Raw genomic sequence first — 24,570 nt, forward strand, 5'->3', positions numbered from 1 at the left:
ACAATTAACTTTTGTTAAAGATCTTATAATATCTTTAAATGTATTGTTGGTGAATCGATACTATAAAAGAAAGGCCTCATGTATGACGATAAGGTCATTAATTACAGGAGGTAAAAGTGGTTTTCTGAGGTTTGAATTAAGATAATCTAAAGTTATTACTTCAGGAGAAAAGGCAACTATAAAAGATGCAATAAATGTGAAATTGAAACTATCTATTGAAATCTTTGAGGGTACAGTTATATCATCTGTTTCAATAGATTGATAGTGATTATCACAGCACTTTGGCCCTTTCAAAATTGTTTGATTTGAATTATGGTCATGCTTACCTTCACGATCATTATCCATTTCCATCCCGCAATCAAGATTCTTCGTTCCAAATGTAATTTCAGAAAGCATTGGAATGCCACCGCAAATATGAGTTGCCATGGTAATGCTACTATTACCAAGTAACAATATTAAAATTAGCGATATGGAAATTACTCGTTTCAAATCAAACTTTTAACGATTCAAATATATGATTAGTTGTGATAAATTAAAATATAAGCACATTAATATTTGTTAATCGATTTTACTTTTAAGCTTTTTCAAATTAAAAGAAAGAATGATCTCAAATATTCCGATAGCTATAAATGTTATTGCTGTCCAGATAACAACAGTCGCCCCGGCAATAATAGGATTCCATAGAAGAATAAATGCAAGAATTACACCTATTATCCCTAAGAAAAGCATCCAGCCCCAATTCGGGTTTTGGTATTTTCTGATTTCCATTGACCAGCTAACTGAAAGCATGGATCTGAACAACAAAGCAAAGCCTACTATAAAAGCTAAAACAATCATTCCTATTTCGGGTCTTGAAAGAATTATAATACCAATCAGGACTTCCAGGATTCCACCACCTAAAGACCAGCCCCAGCTATCCAATTCGTTGCGATTAGCAATTGCGTAGATGATCTCAATGGCTCCTGTAAATAAAAATGTAATACCGAAAATAAATGCCAGGGTGACATAAGCATCAACAGGATTGGTAAATACATAGGCTCCTACTAATATCAATAATATCCCAATGATTAAATGTAAATACCAATGCTTGATAGTCGATCTAACAGATTTAGTAAATTCAGACATAACTAGTTTGTTTTTTGATAATATAAGTCATGTCATTTATAAAAACAAACGGACTAACCTTAATGGCAGTCCGTTTTTTATAAAACTTAAAACAATACTATTTAAACTTTTCTACATCATCGCTGAGATCATAAACTGTAGTCTCAGGGATTTCTTTCTGTAGCAGACTGGATCCAATCGCAGATCTGTAACCACCTGCACAATGAACTACTATTGGCTTATCTGTCGGTATTTCATTAACCCGATCTTTCAATTCCGGAAGTGGAATTGCAATGGCATTATTAAAGAATAAGCCTTCTTCAGTTTCAGAGTTATTCCTGATATCTACTATTGTATAATTATCTGTATTGTTTTTAAAATCATCCAGATCAAGTTGTTTATCAGACACATCTTTTTCACCATTAACTGAATATGTTCCTAATAATCTTCCTTCATATCCAATTTTGGAAACCCGTTTTTTGGTCTTTTCAATCTGATCAGAATTAGCTCCTATAAGGTAAAAAGGACTTTTCGGATTAACTATCGACCCCAACCAGGTTTCGAATTTATCTTCTTCACCTGCTTGAATATTAATTGCGCCTTTAAGATGTCCTTCTTTGAAACTATCTTCATCTCTGACATCAACTAACACCGCATCTTTATTTATTTCTGAAGTATTTTTAACTACAGGTATTTTACTCAATGTTTCTTCTATCGAACCGGCTCCACTCCTGTTCATGTCCACATCAAATGGAAAATACATCGGTATGAATGGTTGCCCTTCCAGAAAAGCCTCAATAAACTTATCTTTATCTTCCACCTTAAATGCCCAGTTAGTTTGCTTTTGCTTACCTATGGTTGAATCAAGTTCATCACTCATATTCTTGCCACATAATGAGCCTGCCCCATGTGCCGGATAAACTATAACGTCATCATTCAGATTCTTAAATACGTTGTTTATCGTATCATACATCAACCCAGCTAATTCTTTTCGGCTTAACTGAATATTTCCAGCACCTTCTCTAAGATCGGGACGACCTACATCACCTATAAATAGTGAATCACCTGTAAAAACTGCATGTTCCTTCCCTTTGTTATCTATTAACAGGTAAGAGTTATGATCTGGTGAATGCCCGGGAGTAAATAATGCCCTGATTACCAGATCACCTATGAGTACCTCTTCATTATGTCTTAAGGGCTCAAATTTATAATCCACACCAACATCCGGGTTAATATATATACGAGCTCCTGTTTTTTCTTTTAGTTCGAGGTGACTACTAACGAAATCCGCATGGGGATGGGTTTCAAATATAGCAGTTAGCTTAGCATCTTTTTTTCTTAAATAATCAAGATATGGCTGTGGATCTCTTGCCGGATCGACAACAGCAGCTTCATTATTATCAATTATAAGGTATGATGCCTGTGCTAATGGTTTGTCGTAAAATCTTTTAATTTCCATGTCTTTAATTGTATAGTTGGTTTTAAATTGATTCTACTTATTATAACGATAACTAATAGTAGATGTTGGTGACCTTAGTCACATTAATTGTCATTACTGTAGCTTTAAGTAAATAATTACAAGTGCCTAATTTTCAATTAATTAAAAGTTGTAATTAAGAACAAAGTTAACTTGAAACATATCTACTTTATTTATTATGTAATTAGGATTGTCGGGATAATTACCACTTCCCGGTTTCCATGTTAATAACATTTCAGGCTTAAAGCCCTTTAAGGATTTGTTTGAATAAAATACATCCAGATTTACATGGGTATAATCGGGCATTGCGTATTTATTCAATTCAGGATCGGTAACGGTCGGTCTTATATGACGACCCGCACTTATTGTCGTATTGAATACATTTTTACCTGATACGATCTTTCTTTGATAAGTAAGAACAATGGCATGATTATTAGCAAATCCCTCAGTTCTCTCACGTTTTTGAAAACTAAATAAAAACTCTCTACCCCATTCTCTTGGAAATAGAAACCTTCCATCCGGGAAGATGTAATCATAAGCGATCGAAAATTTACCTTTCCCTATTTTATGACTGATTTGCAGCCCGACAATATTTGATTTTGATGGGGTGAAATATCGGAGTGAGTCAATTGGATTACCTCCTTCTCCTACTCTCAACTGGTTTAACCACTCGAAACTTATTGCTGTTTTATTATTCTTAAATTCATAGGTTGGTTTAAAATAAAAGGCATTGAATACATTATCTGTGTAATAATTCCATATTTCAAATTTCAGAGATTCTGTTAACTTGTGATCGACATTAAATACAATCAGGTAATCAGACTCTGTATTATCTTTGTAACCGCTTTTACTTCCATTTTCATTTCTTCCTGTAGGATATTTTCCGATAGATTTACCAATAGAATAAAATCCACTTGTTGATCTAGGTGATATTTCATTTAAAACTCCAACCTCAATCTGAGTTCTTTTTATAGATTTATTCTTATACCAGATTCCCTGTATCAAAGTAGGGATCATTCGCCCATCCTGTCCATTTAAAAACGGGGTTTTAACTTTCATTCTTCCTAATTTCACATCATGACTATTCTTGTGATATCTGATATATAATTCTCCTAATATTGGAATGAAGTTATCTGATGGATCATTTAAGTCATAAAGTCCAAGTTCATATCTACTGAATTTACCAGTAGTCGGATCAGGTTTGCTCAGGTCCTGAACATTTGTATTTACAGATAGATACCCTGCAATTCCAGCTTCAATAGATTCATTAAATTGATAAGTGTATTTCAGGTATCCTCCCACTGCGAGAGAATGGAAATCTTTAAGACTGTCTTTATTGAAAGTACTCATGTAGAATGTTCGGAACTGTCCGGAAACTCCAGATTCTTCAAGACTATCTGTTTTCTGTCCTGATACATTTAAACTTATTAGCAGTAATAGTAATAATGGATATAAAAGCCTGTTTAACCTCATTTTTTCTTTTTTAATCCGTACTGTTGATAATAATAATCAGCAATAGGTTTGAAAGGACCATATTTATGCTGAATAGAATCAAATTCATCTTCCCAGGGGCCATAAGGTGTTGAGATAGGTTTTAATTTCCTGTCAGGAAAGTCCTTTTGAGAATTACTTTTTATCGGTCTCTTAAATTTATTTATATATGCAGCAACGTGAATTGCTTCTTCATCACTAAGTTTTGGTTTTTCGACTGTCGCCTGGCCAAATGGCATATTCCCTTTTATAAAAGCAGCAGCTGTTAATACTCTGTGCATACCAGCTCCATTATTATAAGTATCGTATCCCCAAAGAGGTGGATATTGATAAACTTTATTTTTGTTATCTATTTTAATTCCCTCACCATCACTGCCATGGCAGAGAGCGCATTCCTTTTCATAAATAGTTTCGCCAATTAAAGTGTCTGCTCGAAAAGACGGGATTTCAATATTTGTAAAACCAGCATGTTTTTGAACTATCTGTTCTGTAGCTCCTTCACTTAACCACTCCATATAGCTTATAATGGCTTCCATTTGAGGTGAATCTTTTGGAAGTGGTTTGCCATCCATACTTCTTTCCATGCATCCATTTACACGGTCTTCCAGGGTAGATACTTTATTTTCCCTGCCTCTGAATTTAGGATATCTTTTCGTAACACCCACCCATGATGCTGCACCTGGTTTTGTACCATTATCCAGGTGGCAACTGGTGCATGAAAGGTTATTACCAGTATATCTTAAATCTTCACTTGATGTCTGTGAACCCATGTAACCGGGAGATTGACTTATTAATAAATATCCATATTTTATTTCTTTACCCTTACGGCCGGAAGGTAGATGTTTTTCGATAGTTTTATTTTCGATAAAGGAAACTTCTCTATTATTGTCAGATAAAAATTCGGGGTAAAAATTCATAAGGCTTACCAAAATAAAAAAAATCGACAATCCAAATACCAATAAGGACAACACGAGAGCTAATTTCCCGATAGTTTTTTCAATGTTCATTTGAATAGATCTGATGGTTAACAATTATACAGGTGAAGCTGTTTTTATGAAACCACTATACTTCACCTGTAATCATCGGAAAACAAGTAATGAAAATACGATTACAGAAATGTTCACTAACGTTTTACCGAATGACTGTTACAAAATTACTTCGGCAATCATTCAAAAAAAGTAACTAATGTCACACTAGAACATAAAAAAAGCCGCTCAATGGCGGCTCTTTATAATATCAATTTCACATTTACTTCTTGACTAACCTTGCTATCAAGGAGATGACAAACAGCACAATAAAGATGAAGAAAATAATTTTTGCGATAGATGCTGCACCGGCGGCTATACCTCCAAATCCAAATAGTGCGGCGATAATGGCGATTACTAAGAAAATTATTGTCCAACGTAACATAATAGATTGATTATTTGTTTTTTGGCTTTTAAACAACCAAAATTCTGCCAACTATTGTTAAAGCCATTTTAATGGGATTATGTTAGTTTATATATAATCTGAGGGGAAAATATTCTACAAGAATCGTAGTTTTTTCGGTACAACAATATTAGCTAATAGCCTTGCTAAAGTTTACAATATCATCGGGTTTGCCACAAACATAAATTACATCTCCCCTTCTGATTACTTCCTCGGGCCCTGATTGAATAAATTCATTTTGTCGGTTTATCCCTAAAATATTGATCCTGAATTTTTTCCTTATATCAGAATCTGCCAGAGATTTTCCAATTACTGAACCGGAGTCTGAAATTATCCTGATTGCCTCAATATTAATCTCAGGGATACTCAAAGGTCTGATTTTCTTACTTTCTTTTTTCCTGGTTAACAATTCGTAATTATCAGACCGGAATAGTTTGGCTATATTTTCTAAGCGATGTGCCGGAATTAAATATCTGTGAAGAGCTCTTGAAAATATCTCAATCGAAGTTTCAAATTCTTCAGGTATTACCTCATCAGCTCCCAGCAATAGTAATTCGTCTGTTTCAGAAATAAATCTTGTTCTTACTATCAGATGAACTGACTGAGTAAGTGTTCGAATGTTAGATACAATTCGTTTGGTTGCACCTGGATCTGAAATAGCAACGATAGCTACTCTTGCCTTCTCTATATTAGCTTTATGAAGAATAAAATCATTGGAAGCATCACCATAAAATATCTTTTCACCTTTGCCTCGCTCTGCTTTTACGGTTTTAGCGTTAAATTCAATTATTATATAAGGAATATCAGTTAGTCGAGCTGCTTTGGCTACATTTTTCCCATTCAAACCAAAGCCTATTATAACAAGGTGGTCTTGTAAATCTTCAGTTCCAACAATTTTTTCCTCTCTTAAATCATCCAGTCTACGCCTTTTCTGGCTTCTTTTCCCTGACAAGAAATTAGACAAGTTGCCAGAAAAACCCATGATAAAAGGAGTTGATATCATTGATAAAATAGAAATAGATAAAAAGTACTGGTTCAATTCCGGAGTTAGAAGTCCATTTTCTATACCTACCTGCGATAAAATAAAAGAAAACTCACCTACCTGGAATAATGCCAGTCCACTTACTACACTAGATCTGAATGGATATTTTAATAAGCTCGATGCAAAAAAGACTATTAATGATTTCAGTAGAAAGACCAATACCAATACGGGCAAAACAATGGCGATGTTTTCCCACAGAAAGCCAAGATTCAAAAGCATGCCGATTGAAATAAAGAAAAAGCCGGTAAAGAGCTCTCTAAAAGGCAGTACCAGGCTGACAGCCCTGTGACTGTATTCAGATTCTGAAATAATCAGCCCGGCGATGAAAGCTCCAAATGCCAGTGAAAGACCGGCTTGCTCCGTTAAAACTGCTACTCCAAGACAAATAGTTAGTGTGGTGAAAATAAAAATCTCATTACTCCTTGTCTTAGCGACCAAGTGCATCAGTTTAGGCACTACATATCTTGCACTTAACAAAGTAAAAACAACGATTACCAGTGTTTTTATTGCTAATTCAGCAACACTTTCAAATACATTATCTGTATTACCTGCCATAATTGGAGTAATCAGCATCATTGGAACAACGATCACATCCTGAAATATCAATATACCCAGTGAAAATCGACCATGAGGCATGTCCATCTCATTTCTATCCTGAAGCATTTTAAAAACGAGGGCAGAACTGGATAGAGAAAATAAGAAACCAATAAAAACAGCTACCATCAAATTGTCTACAAAAAAATAAACTACCAGGGTTACAATTATGATAGTGGCGATTACCTGCAAGCTCCCTCCCAGTAGCACTGTTTTACGAATTGAAGCCAGTTTTTTAATTGAAAATTCAAGCCCTATAACGAAAAGCAGGAATATAACCCCAATTTCTGCCAGCATTTCGACTTCTTCATTGGCAGCAACAAGACTTAAACCAGAAGGTCCTATTATGACACCCGAGGCAAGAAAGCCTATTACCGTGGGTAATTTCAGGCTTTGAAAAATCAGTACTACCAATACTGATATACCAAGCAGGTAAAGTATGTCAATGAGAAGAGGTGCTGCGTGCATTGGTTATAGGTAATTACTAATTAATTACCATGAAGATAATCAATGTTGCTTATCTGAAAAGTGTTTAAGCTTCGTTATTTAATAATTTTTCAAGTTTAGTAAAAAACTTCCCAACATCGTACCCATCTACTAAGGCATGGTTAGCATGAGCTGATACAGGAATTGTATATTTCCCATTCTCATTAGTTAGTTTACCAACGGATAGCTTTGGACAACTATCTTTATATTTAAAAGATCTGGCATGACTGATTGAAGAAAATTTAATCCAGGGAATACTTGAGAAATGAATTGCTTCAGGCCCTGCCCTTTCAGTATCTAAACCGGAAGATTTTTTTACCACATTCATTTCTTTTTGAGCATTAATAAAAAAGTCTTCAAAATCCGGATAATACTTAAGCGAGGTAAAGCCAAAAGTCTTATCATCTCTTAATACAGTTGATGACAGGCTCAAAACTTCATACTTATAGACTCTATTATCTAAAATTCGAAGTTTAAATGCATCTATTGAGTTTGCAACTTTAAGAATGCAATGCATATAATATAAAGAAAAGGACCAGTCTTTTGATTTACATAAATTATAAGAACCTGTACAATCTATATCTGTTGTAAATCCGAAATAGGGTTCTTCAAATGAATTGAAAAAATTAAAATGTTCACGTCTATTCCATGTGGAAATATCCAATTCAGATCTCTTACTCATTAATACCGGGTTTTCTGGAATTTAACTTTCCAATCAAAAATGCTAAAATTACTGCCAGATAAAGTTGTCCGGCTATTCCTGTGAAAATAGCAATTGACCTACCAAAATTTGATGTTGGGACAAGATCTCCATAACCGACTGTTGTTAAAGTCACAAAGCCATAATAAAGAAATATACCTGTTCTTGACCCACGGCCTCTTTCCATTATATCAAAACTGGAGGAAAAGTCAAAAGAATTATTATCGTACCAATAACCTATTCCGATGGCTAATGATATAACTATGCCCAATAATAAGTATCCGTTTATAGCCTCAATAATAACGGATGAACTGACTTTTTTAGCCGCCGCAATGATAAAGATCAATCTGAATACTACGTAAAAAAAGAATATTAATTCTAATAGTGAAATTATTGAAAAGAATATCGATCCAGGCAGGTAACTTCCTATAAACCGCGCTATAAAAAGGGTTATTCCGGTAATGAAAACCAGCGATTTGCCAGTTTTATTCTGTTCTTTGGTTTTAATAAATACAACGTAACTACATAATAGAATTATAAAAGCATAAGAGTGACCATATATTTTCTGTTTGTTTTCCTCAGGCAGGAGATTTATGATAAAAATAGTGAATACTAATAGAGCTGTCAGGAGGATATTAATCCAAAGGTTTATATTTTTCTTATTTTTATTCAAGGTGTTTTACTCTGCTTTTTCTATTTTTTCTTCTACTTCAACTTTTTCCTCATTATCCATCTCCAGGTTTTTATGCTCATCATGTTTAAAGGTAAGAGCAAGATCAACCATCACAGGAAAATGATCCGAATTTATTGAAGGTAAAGTTGTTAGTTTAATCAGTTGAAAATGATGACTACAAAATATATGATCAAGCGGCCATCTTAGTAATGGGTATTTAGCATTAAATGTATTATAAAACCCCCTTCCTCGTCGAGGATCAAGTAAATCGCTTGTTTTAAGAAATAATTCTGTCGTATGACTCCAGGCGACATCATTAAGGTCTCCGGCTACGATAACTGGTAAGGATTCTTCGGCAGCTTTTTTTCCAACGATCAAAATTTCTGCATCTCGGTCTGTAGCCCAGGCGTTTTCACTTGGAACCGGAGGTTCGGGATGAAGACAAAATAATTTAATTCGGTTATACCCTAAAACAATATTTGTTTCTATAGATGGTATTTCCTTCTTTATTAAGTAGTTAACATGAGTGTTTTCAAGTTTTAATTTAGAGAATAGTAACATCCCGTACGTATTTTCCTGATCTTCTAAGACACGCTCAGTATATTGATCTCCTATCGCTTTATCCATTGTTTCTCTCCAGTCAGCACTGGTTTCAACTAATAAAATGATATCCGGATCATTTTTGGAGATTAATTTAATGAGCTTTCCATATTGCTTATTATACTGATATACATTTGATATTAGAAGACGAATATTATTTTTGGAATCAGTTTTTACTCTACTCAATTGAATAGGCGAAAAAACAGTGTAGGGATAAATCTGATAGGACAAAAACAAGATACTTCCTGAAAGTAAAACCAGAAGAATTATGTCTATTACCTGAAAATCATCAAAATAAGCAAAGAAGATGGAGATGATGACAAGATTAATGACCCACTTTTGTAGCCTGGGAAATTCAAATACTCTAAAAGTCCAGAAATCATGTCTTAATAATGGTAATAAGGTAGCAAAAACCATAAGTATGGCTAATACCCTAATAACGATGGTCAATATTATATCCAAAATGATTATAATTTTATTGCTATAATTTCAGCAGAATTTTTCTATTTTAAAAATAAATAATAAAATAGACTGAAATGTCGATATTGTGTTTTGGAGAACAACTGTCTTTCCCTTTAACCAATTATTTTCTATTCAATAGTTAGAATTGCTCAATTGCAAAATTGGCTATAAAAAAAGTAAGTCCCTTATTAAAAGGAACTTATAGCATGAGTCATTTATTTAATCGTATTTTGACAAAAAAGTTTAGGCATCATTCATCTAAAAAAAGTTTGATTTTATTTTCTGAAACATATATTTGCGGCTTTAATTTTTTATAAACTTTTTAATTAACTATGAATAGGATTTTATTTTTTGTATTTGCGCTGCTTTTTATAGCGACAGGTACAATTCAAGCACAGGAAAAACTATGGAGTAAAGATTTAAAGGAAGTTCTTTATGAAGTTGGTTGGGTAGAGCAAGCAAACAATGGATATATTATAGCTTCCGGAGCTAAGGGACTTTTAGCTCTTGACCATTCAACAGGTAAAATTGTCTGGCATAATAAAGAGCTAAAAGCTGTTGATCGAAATTCTTTTAGAAATATCGATGGGTTACCATTGTTTATGGCTGAGTATGCACCCATAGCAGGCAAGAAAAGAGGTATTATTATCAATGCTATAGACGGTTCTATTGTATTTGATACCAAAGATGGGAACTACAGCATTAAGGAATATTACCTTGTTCCTGAAAAGGCTTGTATTCTTTTTGAATTAATGGGTGAAGGCAATCGACAGGTGATGAAATTTAGTCTGAAAACCTGGAAAGAAGAATGGGTTGCTGACCTTGGTGAATTAAAAGGATTAAAAGCAAAAGTAAATAATGTAATGGGAATGGGATTCATTAAACACGGTCCTATTTTTACAGAAAATGAATTAATCATTGGTCTTAAAGAGGAGATCTTTGCTTTTAACCTTAAAGATGGTTCTACTAAATGGCAAATGGAGGCTGATAAAAACATCAAAGCCTTAGTTTATTCAGATCTTAATAACAGCTTGTACCTTGGCGTTAAGGGAAGTAAAAAACTCCAGGTATTCGAGCCGGGTACTGGCAAAGATATTACACCTGGTAAATTGAAATTAAGAGGTACTTTGATCGATATTATAGATGATGGAAAAGGAAATCTTGTATTAGTCGAATCAGAAGGATTTAATCTAATTGATCCTAATAGTGGTGAGTTTAAATGGAAGAAATCTTTTAAGATAGATTACCTTGATGAAGTAATACCTTACGAAGGTGGATATATTGCAATTGGGAAAGATGAGAAAAAGAGTCCGATCGCAATCGTTGATGCTAATGGAGACAAGGTTTGGGATACTGATGTAAAAGGATACATTTACTATGCATTACCAACTAAAAAAGGAGTTCTTTACCTTTCTACTGAGCGTTCTAATATTCTTGGATATGATAAGGGTAAGGATGTATGGGATAAAGACATCAAATTTAAATCAATCCCAGCTGTTACTTTTGATAGCAAGTTAAATAAGATCGTTTTCTATGAAGGTGGTGATGCTTTCAAATTAGATCCGGAAACAGGTGCATTGGATCAAATTGCAGAAGATGTGGAATTCGCAGAGGTAAATAAAAAGACTGAATTAAAGGCTGAGTATGTAAACGACGGATATTTCTTTTATACAGCCAATCACCTTTCTTTCATGAATACTGATGGTCAGGTTGTTTATACTAAATTCTTCAAAGCACCTTATACTATTGAAGGGCTTTACCAAATAGCTGAAATAGGTTTAGCAGCTTATGGCATTGATGTTGATATTCAGGGTTCAATTGACAACCTTAAAACACTGGAGGCAATATCAAATGGAACATTGTATACAAACCTTGATCAGGCAGAGGGTTCTTCTTCTTCCAGTCTCGTAGTAGGTTTATACTCAGGTACCAGCTCCGGAACATGGGAGCCTGTGTTTGAAGTAACTAAAAAGAGATATATGAACTCTAAGCTTACTAAAGACCATCAGTTTGTAGTGACACAAATGCAGTCTGAAGGTGCTGACCCAGTATTTATTTATAGAATCAATAAAGCAACAGGTGAGATCGATCAAAAAATTCCATTGATGGACAAGTCTCCTAATTACGTGATTGATAATGTAGATGACAGAGTATTCGTAAACGAAAAGAACAAAATTATTACTGGTTACCAGTTGTAATTTTTAATGGTATCAATTTTAAAGCGTGGCCTTCTGGTCACGCTTTTTTTGTTTTTGCTGATTTTAGGAGATTTTAATTAATTTGAACTAATACCAAATTATCTAATATTTATTATTATACCAGATTCATTTGATGTCGGTAAAAGTGTCTATCCACATAATAAATATTAACTTCTGACTATATCATATACCCGATATAGTCACTTTTATTATATAAACATATGAATAAATAATATAAATATTTTATCTTAATAAAGGTTTCCTTAAACTTTAATCTTTATTACTATGAAATTTCTATTAACCACTTTTCTATCTTTTGTCATTCTCAATATTATGAATGCCCAGGATAAACCAAATATCCTTGTGATATGGGGAGACGATGTCGGACAGTCAAACATCTCAAATTACACAAAGGGTGTTATGGGTTACCAGACACCCAATATTGATCGAATTGGCAAAGAAGGAATTACCTTTACTGATTATTACGGAGAACAATCTTGTACAGCCGGTCGATCCTCGTTTATTATGGGGCAAAGTGTATTTAGAACCGGATTATCAAAAGTCGGATTACCCGGAGCAAAAGAAGGGATGAATGAAGCTGATCCAACTATTGCAGTTATTTTGAAAGACCAGGGTTATTCCACCGGGCAATTTGGAAAAAACCATCTGGGTGATCGTGATGAGCACCTACCTACCAATCATGGTTTTGATGTGTTTTTCGGTAATCTCTACCATCTAAATGCCGAAGAAGAACCAGAAAATGAAGATTACCCGAAAGATCCGGAATTCAGGAAAAACTTTGGACCAAGAGGAGTAATTAAATCTACAGCAGATGGTAAAATCGAAGATACTGGTCCACTTACAAAGAAAAGAATGGAAAGTATCGATGATGAAACTTCAGATGCTGCAATTGAATTTATTCGTGAACAACATGAGGCAGGCAACCCATGGTTTGTCTGGTGGAATGGAACAAGGATGCATTTTCGTACTCATGTCAGTGAAGAACGCATGGCCAAATTCAAAGAAAAATATCCCCACGCCGACGAATATACTGTGGGAATGTTAGAACATGATATGCATATTGGGAAATTCCTCGATCTATTGGATGAATTAGGTATTGCAGAAAACACTATCGTACATTATTCTACAGATAATGGTCCTCATTATAATACCTGGCCTGATGCTGCTGCAACTCCCTTTAGAGGAGAAAAGAACACAAACTGGGAAGGAGGCTGGAGAGTTCCAGCCATGGTAAGATGGCCAGGTGTTGTAAAACCCGGAACTGTATCCAATGGTATCGTTCATCACATGGATTGGTTACCTACTTTTGCTGCCGCAGCTGGAAAAGAAAATATTAAAGAAGATCTTCTCGATGGGTATACTTCCAGTGCATTAGGGAGAAACTATAAAATTCACCTTGATGGATATGACCTTAGAGAACATCTTAAAGATCCTCAAAATGTAGAAAGTCCAAGAGAAGAAATATTCTATTTTTCAGACGATGGCGATCTGACCGCATTAAGATATAAAGACTGGAAGGTGATTTTCATGGAACAAAAAACACAAGGAACTTTCCGGGTGTGGATGGAGCCGTTTGTTCCTTTACGAGTACCGTTAATTTTTAATTTAAGAAGAGATCCTTACGAAAGAGCAGAAGAAACCTCTAATGTTTATTATAATTGGCTACTTGATCGCGCATATATTTTAGTGCCTGCTCAGGCTTATGTAGGTAAATTCTTAGAAACTTTTAAAGAATATCCTCCAAGACAAAAAGCCGCAAGCTTTTCATTGGATAAAGTGATGGAAACAATGGCCGATGGAGCTACCGGAGCCAGATAAGAATATTTTTGACATTTAATCGAGGGGTGATTTGATTCATCCCTCTTCATAATATTTTTAAAGAAATTGAAAAAGAAAATAATAATTTTATCCATTACAATTTTATTTCATTATTGTAGTTATTCACAATCAACCCGCAGATATGACAACGAAATATATAACAGGTATTTTGATAGCCTGGAGCAAATGGAGTACAACAAAATTTTGCCTGTTTTGGGTAAACAAGCTTATAAAAGAGGATATGATATTCAATATGCTTACGGAATCAGTGGGGTTTATTTTACGCAAACACAGGAAATACAAATTGACCGTACATTAATTGGATTTAACGATGGAGAATTGGTTGACCTGAGTGACTTTGTAGTTTTTGCTCCTACAGTGGCAACAACTAATGCTTATACAATCAGACCAGATATCTGGATTTTACCATTTCTAAATGTTTATGCAATAATCGGGGGTGGTACCACAGAAACAGATGTTACTTTATTAAATCCTGTTGGAATTCGAACCACTCAGAGATTTGGAGCGTCATCTTTTGGTTTAGGCGTAACAATTGCCGGGGCAATAGGGCCTGTCTGGCTAGCGCTGGATAATAATTATAACTGGGCAGATGTCGAAGTAGTTGTTGAACCGGTGCCTGCATACAATGGCAGCCTGAGAGTCGGTCATACATTCTTTAATCCCAATAACCCACAAAGCAACCTGGCTATATGGGGAGGTTTCTTTTACCAGGTAATACAAAGTGATACAGAAGGAAGCATACCTCTACAGAATGTGTTTCCTAATGTCGGAAGCGGGCAGACCATAGATAATTTAAGAGACTGGGCTGCTACTCTCCCACCACCACAAAGATTAGTCGCTAATCAAATCATTAACAAACTTGAGGATATCAGTAACGGAATTGATCCCGGAAATGCGACGATAAATTATAAACTTGATAAAAAAGTAGCGAAACCAATAAACCTGATTTTTGGTGCTCAATATCAATTTAATAAACGATGGATACTCAGAACTGAGTTGGGAGTGTTTGGTAAAAGAAGTCAGTTTATGCTAAACTTAAATTACCGGTTTATCGGATTTTAGAACATTATATACCCGGGAAAGTTATAAAATTTTATATTACACTACTAACTGAAAATTAAACTTCAGGCTAAAATGTAATTGTATGGAAAAAAAGCACATTTAAAATTATTTATCAATCAATAATACCAAATGTTATGAGAAGCAAATTAATATTTTCAATTTTCCTGTTAAGCCTTCCACTGATGCTGAATGCTCAGGACAAACCCAATATTTTAGTAATCTGGGGAGATGATATTGGATGGTCAAATTTAAGTGCATACGAACATGGAGTTATGGCTTATAGAACTCCTAATATTGACCGAATAGGTCTGGAAGGAATTATATTTACTGACCATTATGCCCAGCCGTCATGTACAGCTGGAAGAGCTGCTTTTATTACTGGTCAGTATCCGATAAGATCTGGAATGACCACGGTAGGACAACCAGGAGATGCATTAGGTCTTCAAAAAGAGTCTCCAAGCCTTGCAGAAGTACTTTTAGCACAAGGCTATAGTACCGGGCATTTTGGCAAAAATCACCTGGGAGATCGAAATGAGCATTTGCCAACTGTTCATGGATTCGAAGAATTTTTCGGAAATCTTTATCACCTAAATACACAGGAAGAAGCAGAGCAAAGAGATTATCAAAATTTTGCAAGAGCATATGAAGGATCTTTAGAGGAATATGAAAAGAAATTTGGCACCCGGGGAGTAATCCATTCGTTCGCCACCGATGAATATGATGATACGACAGATCCCAGATTTGGAGAAGTTGGGAAACAACGAATCACTGATACCGGTCCTCTAACCCAGGAGAGAATGAAAAATTTTGACCGGGAAGAAGTTATACCAAAAGCACTTGATTTTATAAAACAGTCTAAAGAAGATGATGAGCCTTTCTTTGTATGGTTAAATACCTCCAGAATGCACCTATACACCCGAATTGAAGATAAATGGTTAAATAAGGTAGAAAAATACACGAGTGAGGCGGATTACTACGGTGCAGGAATGTTACAACATGATTCAGATATTGGATATGTATTAGATCAACTTGAAGAAATGGGATTATTAGACAATACCATCATTTTGTATTCTACAGATAATGGTCCGGAGCATGCTTCATGGCCTCATGGAGGTACAACACCCTTCCGGGGAGAGAAAATGACAACATACGAAGGAGGCATCAGGGTTCCCTGTATGGTTAGATGGCCCGGTAAAATCCCAGAACGACAACTACTAAATGGAATTCAGGGACATCAGGATCTATTTACAACATTGGCAGCTGCTGCAGGTGTAGATAATGTTGCAGAAATGATTATGGAAGAAAAGAATCAATATATTGATGGAGTCAACAACCTGGATTACTGGATGGGTAAAACAGATAAGTCTGCCCGTAATCATATATTTCATTATTATGAAAGTAAGTTAACAGCAATAAGAATGGGGCCCTGGAAGTTTCATTTCTCCACTAAGGAAGATTACTATGCTAACCTGGAACCCCGGACTGTACCATTGGTATTCAACATTCGAATGGATCCATATGAAAGCTATGATAACACAGATTCTTATGGGCATCTGATGCAAAAAGTATCCTGGCTTATTCAACCAATGGGTGAATTAATGGGACATCATTTGAATACGCTAAAAGAATATCCACCGGTACAGGGTGGTAAATCATTTGATATGTCAAATGTTGTACAAGAGTTTATTAATAAAGCGAAGCAGTAATGTAACTATAGAGTATTAACTATTAACCATTAACCAATATGAATAAAATTAAATCCTTTAAACAATGTTTATTACTTGGGTTATTTATGTTTTCGTCAATAGTGATGGCCCAGGATAAAGAAAAACCCAATATTCTTATAATCTGGGGAGATGATATCGGCATGTGGAATATCAGTGCCTATCACAGAGGAATGATGGGAGGATCTACTCCTAACATTGATAAAATAGCACTTGAAGGAATGATCTTTATGGATCATTTAGCTCAGGCGTCATGTACAGCAGGAAGAGCAGCTTTTATCACCGGGCAGTATCCTATTCGTACCGGACTGACTACTGTAGGGCTTCCCGGAGCAAAAGAAGGAATTCAGGATAGTGATCCTACCCTGGCATCTATGCTCAAGGACCATGGTTATGTTACCGGGCAGTTTGGTAAAAACCACCTGGGTGATCGGGATGAACACCTTCCTACTGCTCATGGATTTGATGAGTTTTATGGTATTCTTTACCATCTTAATGCCGGTGAATATCCTGAACAATACGATTTTCCGAAGGATGAAAAAACGCTGGAAAAGTGGAATCTCGATCAACGCGGGATCATCCATTCTAAAGCACTCGCTGACGGGTCCCAGGAAATCGAAGACCTGGGTCCATGGGGGCGTGAAGTACAGAGAACTCTTGATCAGCAGGTAATGGAGCAGTCAAAGCGATTTATCAGGGATGCAGTTGAAGATGACAAGCCTTTTTTCGTATGGCACAATACGACACGCATGCACTATCGTACGAACCTGAGTGATGAATACGAAGGAAAGAGCGGTTATGGTCTTTATGCAGACGGTATGATGGAGCTGGATGATGATGTTGGGGAATTACTGGCTCTTCTTGAAGAACTTGGTGTAGATGAAAACACTATTGTTATGTTCTCTACTGACAACGGAGCACCATCTAATTCATGGCCGGATGGCGGAAATCACCCATTTCATGGCGAGAAAGGTGTAGGAGGCTGGGAAGGCGGTTTTAAAGTTCCAATGATGGTTAAGTGGGATGGTAAAATACCTGCCGGCACTCATACTGGTGAATTTATGACTATGGAGGATTGGGTGCCTACACTCATGTCATGGGTTGGTGATGATGATATCAAAGAAGATCTACTTGATGGCATGGTTATCAATGGCAAAGAATATAAAGTACACCTTGATGGATATGATCAAAGCGATATTTTGCTAAATAATGGTAAAACTAACCGGAAAGAATTTTTCTACTTTACAGAAACCGTTTTTCACGGTATGCGTTTCACAGACTGGAAATTACTTTTCATCGACCAGGAAGAATGGTTCCGTGCCGAACAGGTACCGCTTTCCACTCCTATTCTTATCAACCTGAAGCTGGATCCATTTGAAAGATTTATCGAAGCCCGCGGATATGATGAGTGGGCCGAAAACAGGAGCTGGATTCTTGGACAGGCCGGTAAAATTATTGGGAGATTCGTGCAAAGTTTTGAAGAATATCCACCCAGTCAGAAAGGTATGTCTGTTCAGGTCACTAATTTAAGTGAGAAAATTAATAACATGCCGGGATCGCGTTAAAATTTTTAATTCGATTTATAAATATATCCGATTTTATAAAAGTCTTTTTCGAAACTTGAAATGGACTTTTATAAAATTTCTATAATAATACACTTTGAATTAATATTTATAAACAAATATTATCAGCATACTCAAAACCGTTACTATTGTTGTTTTTTCATTATCTTAATATAATAATCAAAATAATAGTCTATTTAAGTGGTTTCTATAGTTAAATCAAGGCTTTGAAATCATAAATTATTTATGCCAAACTCACATGATCTATGAAAAATTTCAACTACCAATTACTGGTCTTGTTGGGAGTCCTGGTAATCATTTCCTGTTCGGGTAATCAGGAAAATGAAAATGTGACTGAAACCACTGAGACAGATAAAACAGAAACAGAGATAAAAAACAATCCCCTTAAAGACGTCTATTGGGGTGATACTCATAATCATACCGGAAATTCATTCGATGTATTTTTATTTGGAACACCAAATTCTACTCCTGAAACAGCTTATAGATTTGCCAAAGGTGAAGAAGTAGAAAGTCCCACTTCTGGAAGACCAATGAAACTGACTGAGCCACTGGATTTTCTGGTCGTTGCAGATCATGCAGAAATGCTTGGTGCATTTACTTTGCTTTATGATAATAATCCTGAAGTAGCAAATACGAAATCCGGAAAAAAATTCCTTGAAATCAATCCGGATAAAAATAATGAGGAAGGACTTCAGAAAATCTACGACATCCTCAATTATGCAGGTTTTGATGAACCAAATGAGGCTGATTTAGGTAGTAAAGACTTGATGAATGACCTTGGGGGTGAAAATAGAAAGGAAGCATGGTACCGATATATTGAAACTGCTGAAAGGCATAATAATCCTGGAACATTCACAACCTTAATTGGATGGGAATGGAGTTCTAACGCGGGAGGAGCTAATCTTCATCGGGTGATTTTTATGCCACAGGATGGTGGTGTTGGAAAACAATTTTTACCATATAGTGCATTATACAGTGAAGATCCCGAAGACTTATGGAAGTTTCTTGAAGAAACGAGTTCCCGTGTCGGGGCAGAATTTGTTGCAATTCCCCACAACCCTAATATTAGTCTCGGCTTAATGTTTCCTGAAACCAGGCTAAATGGTGAGCCTGTTAATGAAGAATATGCCAGGACAAGAATGAAATGGGAAAAAAATGTAGAAGTAACCCAAATAAAGGGCGATTCAGAAACTCACCCCGCTCTTTCTCCCAACGATGAATTTGCAGATTATGAAACCTATGACTTTGCCCTTACACCTGACGGAAGAAGAGCTGAGCCAACTAAGGCAGATTACGTGCGATCCGGATTAAAAAGAGGTCTTGCATTAGAAGAAAAAATTGGCGTTAATCCATATAAAGTAGGAATGGTTGGAAGTAGTGATTCGCATACGGGGATGTCGGCAATTGAAGAAACAAATTTCGCTGGCAAAGGGCAACACGATGCCACTCCTGAAAAACGCCCACATCCTACAGGTATAGGATCGTCTAAAGGCTGGGATATGGGCGCTGCCGGTTGGGTGGCTGTATGGTCTGAAAGTAATACGCGTCAGAGTATTGTCGATGCCTTTCAACGAAAAGAAGTATATGCTACTACCGGACCGAGGATCAAACTCAGGTTTTTTGGAGGGTTTGATTTTTCAGACAGTGATCTGGGAACCGATATGGTTGAAACCGGCTATGACCGCGGTGTGCCAATGGGCGGTGATCTGAGCCCGAGTGGAGATAATGCACCTACGTTTATGATTTCTGCAATCAAAGATCCTAACGCGGCCAACCTGGATAGAATACAGGTAATCAAAGGCTGGCTTGAAGCGGATGGAAGTACTAAAGAAATGGTCTATGATGTAGCTTTATCTGATGACAGAACAGACGGAAGTGAACCTGTTGGAAATACAGTTGATCTGGCGACAGGAAAATATACTAATACAATTGGTGATGCTGAATTAAAAGTTGTCTGGACAGATCCTGATTTTGATCCGACAAAAAATGCTTTTTATTATGTCAGAGTACTTGAAATTCCAACTCCGAGATATTCTCTTCTCGATGCCATAGAACTGGGAATTGACGTAAAAGAAACAAATCACCCGGCTACGATTCAGGAAAGAGTATATAGTTCACCGATTTGGTATACCCCCTCTAATTAGGATAAAGCTATCTATTTCCTGAATTATAAGATTTTTCGTATTGATTCAAGAACTAGTAACCGATCAGTAATATGAAACATTATATTCTAAACATAAGGCTAATTGCGATCTTTTTCTTCGTTCAAACAGGGTTTATCGGATTTTCGCAGGAAGATGCCGCTAAACCTGCAAGCTCTGAAGCCGAAGAACTTGCAAAGAAACTGGCTAACCCAATTGCTTCTCTAATTTCAGTTCCCTTTCAAAATAATACGGATTTTGGTATTGGAGAATTTGAAGGGACAAGAAATACATTGAATATCCAGCCTGTGGTACCCATTAAGCTATCTGAAAATTTAAATCTGATAACAAGATATATTTTCCCGGTTATTACTCAATATAATATAACCGAACCCGGTAGTAAGCAAAGTGGCTTAAGTGATGCGGTAGTATCTGCATTTTTCTCTCCCAGTAATTCAGAAAAGTTTACCTGGGGTGTTGGGCCTGTGTTTCTATTACCTATTGGGTCTAATGACTTTCTTACAACTGATCAATTTGGAGTGGGGCCAACTGCAGTCGCCCTTACCCAAACGAATGGATGGACCTTCGGAGGATTGATAAACCAGATATGGTCAGTATCCGGAGATGAAGATCGACAGGATGTCAGCCAGATGTTTTTTCAACCTTTTATCGTTTATAACTGGAAATCAGGATCCGGCATTGGAGCAAACATAGAGTGGACTCAAAACTGGGAAACCTCGGAAGGAACTATTTGGTTTAATCCTACTTTTAGTGCAGTTAGTGCCATGGGGAAACAAAAATTTCAATTGGTTATCGGCCCAAGATTCAACCTGGATGCACCTGATGGAGCCAGAGCAGACCTTGGTGGAAGAGCAGTTCTTATCTTTCTTTTCCCTAAATAGGAAACAAATAAACTAATTAATATTTTAATATCAATCAAACCAATTTGTATCTATGAAGAAGCTTTTAAAAGAGCCATTTCTCCATTTCGTATTAATAGGGCTGCTTATATTTATGGTGTATTCATTAACCACTGACGAATATGATTCTGATAAGGACATCATTATTGATGATAGTGATATCAGTCACCTGGTGTCTATCTGGGAATTACAATGGCAGCGCGAACCCACTACTGAAGAACTAACCGGATTAATTAAGAAAACAGTTAAACAAGAGGTGATGTACCGGGAGGCATTAAAGATGAATCTCGACCATAACGACGAGATAATTAAAAGAAGACTGGCTCAGAAAATGGACTTTCTTACTAATGATGTTTCTGCCTTGGTTAATAAACCAAGTGATGAAGATCTTGAATCTTATTACAAAGAAAATTCAGGCCGGTATCTTCGACCACATCAGTTTAGTTTTTACCAGGTATGTTTCACTTATGATAATCATTCAGACCCGGTGAATCAGGCTAAACTAATTTTAAATGACAATAGTGATCTTTCTCCCGAACAGTTTATGAAATTTGGTGACCCTCTTCCGTTCCCCTATTATTATGAGAGTATTTATGCCAATAAACTAAATTCGGAACTCGGTGGTAAAATAGCCGAATCACTTCAAGAGCTTCCGCTAAACCAATGGACCGGTCCTGTGGAATCCGGTTTTGGAACACATTTGATTTATTTAACCGACAGAACAGAACCCAAACTACCCTCATTTGCTCAAATGAAAGATGTAATCAGGAGAGATTACGATTATGATATGGAAATAGAAAGCCGCAAGAAGATCTATGACAATATAAAATCTGGATATGAGCTTAAGCTGAAAGCTAATCTGGATAAAGAATTGAAAGATAAAATTATGTCGGAATTTGGGAGTTAATATAATGATCAAAACAATGAAAAATTTATTCTTTTTGTTGATCACGATGATATTACTGCCGCTTCACATCGCAGCCCATGAAATGAGACCGGCTTATCTTCATATCAAACAAGTTGATGAAAATACTTATAATGTATTCTGGAAGATCCCCAGAAGAGGTGATATGGTTCTCCGGCTTCACCCTGTTTTTCCTGAATCAGATAACCTAAGAGAGCTAACCATCCCAAAAGTAATGGAGGGTGCCATGTTATATTCATATTCCCTTACTACCCAGTCACCGTTAGAAGGTCAGAATCTTACCATTGATGGTCTGCAAAAGACAATGATTGATGTATTAGTCAACGTTGATTATTTGAATGGAGAAAAAGTATCCTTCATGTTAAAACCGGATGAACCTGAAAAGGTCATCCCGGGTAGAATAAGTACTTTCCAGGTTATCAAAAGTTATACGGTACTTGGAGTAGAACATATTTGGTTTGGAATCGACCATTTACTATTCGTATTGGCACTTATTATCATCACAAAAGGATTTAAAAAGATTGTTAAAACGATCACCGCTTTTACTATTGCCCATAGTATTACGTTGAGCATGGCTGTATTGGGCTTTGCCAATCTACCGGGACCACCCGTTGAAGCAGTAATTGCGCTAAGTATTATTTTTCTGGCGGTTGAAATAGTAAAAAATATAAATGGCCAGGAAACGATCACCAGTAAAAAAACCTGGCTGGTTGCCTTTACATTTGGCCTGTTGCATGGCTTTGGATTTGCCGGAGCGCTGGCTGAAGTTGGTCTTCCTCAATCTGATATTCCCCTGGCATTAGCTTTTTTCAATATCGGTGTTGAAATAGGACAGATTGCCTTCGTTGTGGTTGTGCTTGCAGTGATCAGAGGTTTAGCACTAAAAAAGGACTGGCCGGTTATCCTCAAAAAGGTACCAGCCTATGCAATCGGATCTATTGCCGCTTTCTGGACTATCGAACGAATTGCCGGTTTCTGGATTTAAGAATAATTTTATGACATCCATCTTTATAAATGGTAAAATCAAAGTTACTTTACTTACTCTTAATCAGCTTTTTATGCTTGTTTAATCCCGATATAAATGCCCAGGAGAGGCCTGAGAAAGAAAAGAAATTCAGAATTATTGGTCTGCCGACAATTGATTATAATCGGTCTATCGGATTTAAGATCGGTGCAATGGGCATGGGATTTTTTGACATGAGTGAAAAGGATACCCTCTCTCCCATCTCATCAGTTGGCGTTATGGGATTCTGGTCAACTAACAAATCCTGGATGACTTTGGCGTATACTCAGTTATTCTTTGCTCAAAATAAAATGAGAATTAAGGCTGCGGCGGGTTTAGTTGATTTCAATTTTCAATATTATGAAGATACTTTTTTTCCGGGAGGTGTATTCATTGATTTTAATACGGCATCAGATTTCGCTTACATGAATATCGGCTTCCGGTTAAGAGAAAATTTGTACTTCGGACCTCAGTTAATTTTTTCAAAAAGGGAAACACTCTTTGATATTCCTGTAGATATCGAAAATGGAACACAATCTTTTAATGGAATTGGCGGAGTGCTGGAATGGGATAACCGTTCGAATGTATATAATTCGCATTATGGCTTATTTGCGAAGTTATCTACATTCAATTACCGCGACTGGCTGGGATCAGATGTGAAGTTCAACAATATCCAATTAGAAGTGAATAAATATTTCCCGATAGACTCATTGCGAACAGTAGCTACCCGATTATACGGTTATTTTGCCGTTGGTGATGAAATACCTTTTGAAGGACAGCGAACGATTGGCAGAACTGATATCCGAGGCTATACTCAGGGAGAATTCCGTGGAGAACAAAATATAGCTTTACAAGCAGAATACCGATGGACTTTTCATAACAAATGGGGAATGGTGGCTTTTACCGGAATGGCTATTTCACATGCACCGGATGGCTGGAGTCAGCTACTGCCGGGTGGTGGCGCCGGGTTGCGATATATGATGATCCCGGATAAGAGGATAAATGCCGGGATTGATCTGGCTGGAGGAGTCCGTGATTGGGGGATTTATTTCAGAATAACAGAGGCATTCTGATTTCTAAAACTTTAATCAGAATGC

At 36.3% G+C, this 24,570-nt stretch carries 20 protein-coding genes; 10 read left to right on the forward strand and 10 right to left on the reverse strand.

The window, feature by feature from the left end; all coding sequences use genetic code 11:
- Positions 1 to 60: 60 nt before the first annotated feature.
- The 10 genes from DCC35_RS11950 to DCC35_RS11995 all read right to left on the reverse strand — a co-directional run bounded on the left by DCC35_RS11950 (position 61) and on the right by DCC35_RS11995 (position 10,057).
- Complete coding sequence (locus tag DCC35_RS11950; protein WP_449405362.1) at positions 61 to 489, reverse strand: HYC_CC_PP family protein; 429 nt, start codon at positions 487 to 489, stop codon at positions 61 to 63.
- Positions 490 to 558: 69 nt separating this feature from the next.
- Positions 559 to 1,125 carry an HdeD family acid-resistance protein gene (locus DCC35_RS11955; protein ID WP_137091025.1) on the reverse strand — a complete coding sequence of 189 codons (567 nt, stop codon included), beginning with the start codon at positions 1,123 to 1,125 and terminating at the stop codon, positions 559 to 561.
- A 97-nt stretch (positions 1,126 to 1,222) separates the two neighbouring features.
- Positions 1,223 to 2,563 (reverse strand): MBL fold metallo-hydrolase, encoded by a 1,341-nt coding sequence (locus DCC35_RS11960; protein ID WP_137091026.1) that lies wholly within the window; start codon positions 2,561 to 2,563, stop codon positions 1,223 to 1,225.
- 141 nt (positions 2,564 to 2,704) lie between these two features.
- Positions 2,705 to 4,054, reverse strand: a complete 1,350-nt coding sequence (locus tag DCC35_RS11965; protein WP_137091027.1) for an OprD family outer membrane porin — start codon at positions 4,052 to 4,054, stop codon at positions 2,705 to 2,707.
- A complete protein-coding gene (locus DCC35_RS11970; RefSeq protein ID WP_246070007.1) occupies positions 4,051 to 4,989 on the reverse strand; it encodes a c-type cytochrome in 939 nt (312 codons plus the stop codon). The genes DCC35_RS11965 and DCC35_RS11970 overlap by 4 nt, the downstream gene beginning before the upstream one ends.
- A 331-nt stretch (positions 4,990 to 5,320) precedes the next feature.
- Positions 5,321 to 5,533, reverse strand: a complete 213-nt coding sequence (locus tag DCC35_RS11975; protein ID WP_449405363.1) for a DUF1328 family protein — start codon at positions 5,531 to 5,533, stop codon at positions 5,321 to 5,323.
- 97 nt (positions 5,534 to 5,630) lie between these two features.
- Entirely contained in the window at positions 5,631 to 7,604 is a 1,974-nt protein-coding gene (locus tag DCC35_RS11980) for a monovalent cation:proton antiporter family protein (protein ID WP_137091029.1), read from the reverse strand.
- A gap of 64 nt (positions 7,605 to 7,668) precedes the next feature.
- The gene (locus DCC35_RS11985; protein WP_137091030.1) at positions 7,669 to 8,304 is read right to left on the reverse strand and encodes a chloramphenicol acetyltransferase; all 636 of its coding nucleotides are present in this window, start codon (positions 8,302 to 8,304) and stop codon (positions 7,669 to 7,671) included.
- On the reverse strand, positions 8,297 to 8,995 hold the full coding sequence (locus DCC35_RS11990; protein WP_137091031.1) for a potassium channel family protein: 699 nt from the start codon (positions 8,993 to 8,995) through the stop codon (positions 8,297 to 8,299). Before DCC35_RS11990 ends, DCC35_RS11985 begins: the two co-directional genes overlap by 8 nt.
- Positions 8,996 to 9,001: 6 nt before the next feature.
- Positions 9,002 to 10,057: an endonuclease/exonuclease/phosphatase family protein gene (locus DCC35_RS11995; protein WP_217495824.1), complete on the reverse strand. Its 1,056-nt coding sequence runs from the start codon at positions 10,055 to 10,057 to the stop codon at positions 9,002 to 9,004.
- A 332-nt stretch (positions 10,058 to 10,389) separates the two neighbouring features.
- On the opposite strand from DCC35_RS11995, the gene DCC35_RS12000 reads away from it, so the two are divergent.
- The 10 genes from DCC35_RS12000 to DCC35_RS12045 all read left to right on the forward strand — a co-directional run bounded on the left by DCC35_RS12000 (position 10,390) and on the right by DCC35_RS12045 (position 24,546).
- Complete coding sequence (locus DCC35_RS12000; RefSeq protein ID WP_137091032.1) at positions 10,390 to 12,255, forward strand: outer membrane protein assembly factor BamB family protein; 1,866 nt, start codon at positions 10,390 to 10,392, stop codon at positions 12,253 to 12,255.
- Between the two features lie 285 nt (positions 12,256 to 12,540).
- Complete coding sequence (locus tag DCC35_RS12005; RefSeq protein ID WP_137091033.1) at positions 12,541 to 14,094, forward strand: arylsulfatase; 1,554 nt, start codon at positions 12,541 to 12,543, stop codon at positions 14,092 to 14,094.
- Between the two features lie 186 nt (positions 14,095 to 14,280).
- Entirely contained in the window at positions 14,281 to 15,177 is an 897-nt protein-coding gene (locus DCC35_RS12010; RefSeq protein ID WP_246070008.1) for a hypothetical protein, read from the forward strand.
- Between the two features lie 134 nt (positions 15,178 to 15,311).
- On the forward strand, positions 15,312 to 16,883 hold the full coding sequence (locus DCC35_RS12015; protein ID WP_137091034.1) for an arylsulfatase: 1,572 nt from the start codon (positions 15,312 to 15,314) through the stop codon (positions 16,881 to 16,883).
- A gap of 38 nt (positions 16,884 to 16,921) precedes the next feature.
- Positions 16,922 to 18,466, forward strand: a complete 1,545-nt coding sequence (locus DCC35_RS12020) for an arylsulfatase (RefSeq protein ID WP_137091035.1) — start codon at positions 16,922 to 16,924, stop codon at positions 18,464 to 18,466.
- 263 nt (positions 18,467 to 18,729) lie between these two features.
- The gene (locus tag DCC35_RS12025) at positions 18,730 to 20,628 is read left to right on the forward strand and encodes a DUF3604 domain-containing protein (protein ID WP_137091036.1); all 1,899 of its coding nucleotides are present in this window, start codon (positions 18,730 to 18,732) and stop codon (positions 20,626 to 20,628) included.
- 71 nt (positions 20,629 to 20,699) lie between these two features.
- Positions 20,700 to 21,527: a transporter gene (locus DCC35_RS12030; protein WP_137091037.1), complete on the forward strand. Its 828-nt coding sequence runs from the start codon at positions 20,700 to 20,702 to the stop codon at positions 21,525 to 21,527.
- A 52-nt stretch (positions 21,528 to 21,579) separates the two neighbouring features.
- Complete coding sequence (locus DCC35_RS12035; protein WP_137091038.1) at positions 21,580 to 22,452, forward strand: peptidyl-prolyl cis-trans isomerase; 873 nt, start codon at positions 21,580 to 21,582, stop codon at positions 22,450 to 22,452.
- Between the two features lie 16 nt (positions 22,453 to 22,468).
- Positions 22,469 to 23,455: a HupE/UreJ family protein gene (locus tag DCC35_RS12040; protein ID WP_137091039.1), complete on the forward strand. Its 987-nt coding sequence runs from the start codon at positions 22,469 to 22,471 to the stop codon at positions 23,453 to 23,455.
- Between the two features lie 29 nt (positions 23,456 to 23,484).
- Positions 23,485 to 24,546: a BamA/TamA family outer membrane protein gene (locus tag DCC35_RS12045; RefSeq protein WP_137091040.1), complete on the forward strand. Its 1,062-nt coding sequence runs from the start codon at positions 23,485 to 23,487 to the stop codon at positions 24,544 to 24,546.
- Positions 24,547 to 24,570 lie beyond the last annotated feature (24 nt).

The organism is Mangrovivirga cuniculi, from assembly GCF_005166025.1.
GTDB classification, from domain to species: domain Bacteria; phylum Bacteroidota; class Bacteroidia; order Cytophagales; family Cyclobacteriaceae; genus Mangrovivirga; species Mangrovivirga cuniculi.

Bases quoted from the DNA above. Each gene is read 5' to 3' on its own strand.
- DCC35_RS12010 (WP_246070008.1), top strand. From the start codon at position 14,281: ATGGAGTACAACAAAATTTTGCCTGTTTTGGGTAAACAAGCTTATAAA.
- DCC35_RS11960 (WP_137091026.1), bottom strand. From the start codon at position 2,563: ATGGAAATTAAAAGATTTTACGACAAACCATTAGCACAGGCATCATAC.
- DCC35_RS12045 (WP_137091040.1), top strand. From the start codon at position 23,485: ATGGTAAAATCAAAGTTACTTTACTTACTCTTAATCAGCTTTTTATGC.
- DCC35_RS12025 (WP_137091036.1), top strand. From the start codon at position 18,730: ATGAAAAATTTCAACTACCAATTACTGGTCTTGTTGGGAGTCCTGGTA.
- DCC35_RS12040 (WP_137091039.1), top strand. From the start codon at position 22,469: ATGAAAAATTTATTCTTTTTGTTGATCACGATGATATTACTGCCGCTT.
- DCC35_RS11985 (WP_137091030.1), bottom strand. From the start codon at position 8,304: ATGAGTAAGAGATCTGAATTGGATATTTCCACATGGAATAGACGTGAA.
- DCC35_RS12020 (WP_137091035.1), top strand. From the start codon at position 16,922: ATGAATAAAATTAAATCCTTTAAACAATGTTTATTACTTGGGTTATTT.
- DCC35_RS12015 (WP_137091034.1), top strand. From the start codon at position 15,312: ATGAGAAGCAAATTAATATTTTCAATTTTCCTGTTAAGCCTTCCACTG.
- DCC35_RS11970 (WP_246070007.1), bottom strand. From the start codon at position 4,989: ATGAATTTTTACCCCGAATTTTTATCTGACAATAATAGAGAAGTTTCC.
- DCC35_RS11980 (WP_137091029.1), bottom strand. From the start codon at position 7,604: ATGCACGCAGCACCTCTTCTCATTGACATACTTTACCTGCTTGGTATA.
- DCC35_RS12005 (WP_137091033.1), top strand. From the start codon at position 12,541: ATGAAATTTCTATTAACCACTTTTCTATCTTTTGTCATTCTCAATATT.
- DCC35_RS12030 (WP_137091037.1), top strand. From the start codon at position 20,700: ATGAAACATTATATTCTAAACATAAGGCTAATTGCGATCTTTTTCTTC.
- DCC35_RS11955 (WP_137091025.1), bottom strand. From the start codon at position 1,125: ATGTCTGAATTTACTAAATCTGTTAGATCGACTATCAAGCATTGGTAT.
- DCC35_RS11965 (WP_137091027.1), bottom strand. From the start codon at position 4,054: ATGAGGTTAAACAGGCTTTTATATCCATTATTACTATTACTGCTAATA.
- DCC35_RS12000 (WP_137091032.1), top strand. From the start codon at position 10,390: ATGAATAGGATTTTATTTTTTGTATTTGCGCTGCTTTTTATAGCGACA.
- DCC35_RS12035 (WP_137091038.1), top strand. From the start codon at position 21,580: ATGAAGAAGCTTTTAAAAGAGCCATTTCTCCATTTCGTATTAATAGGG.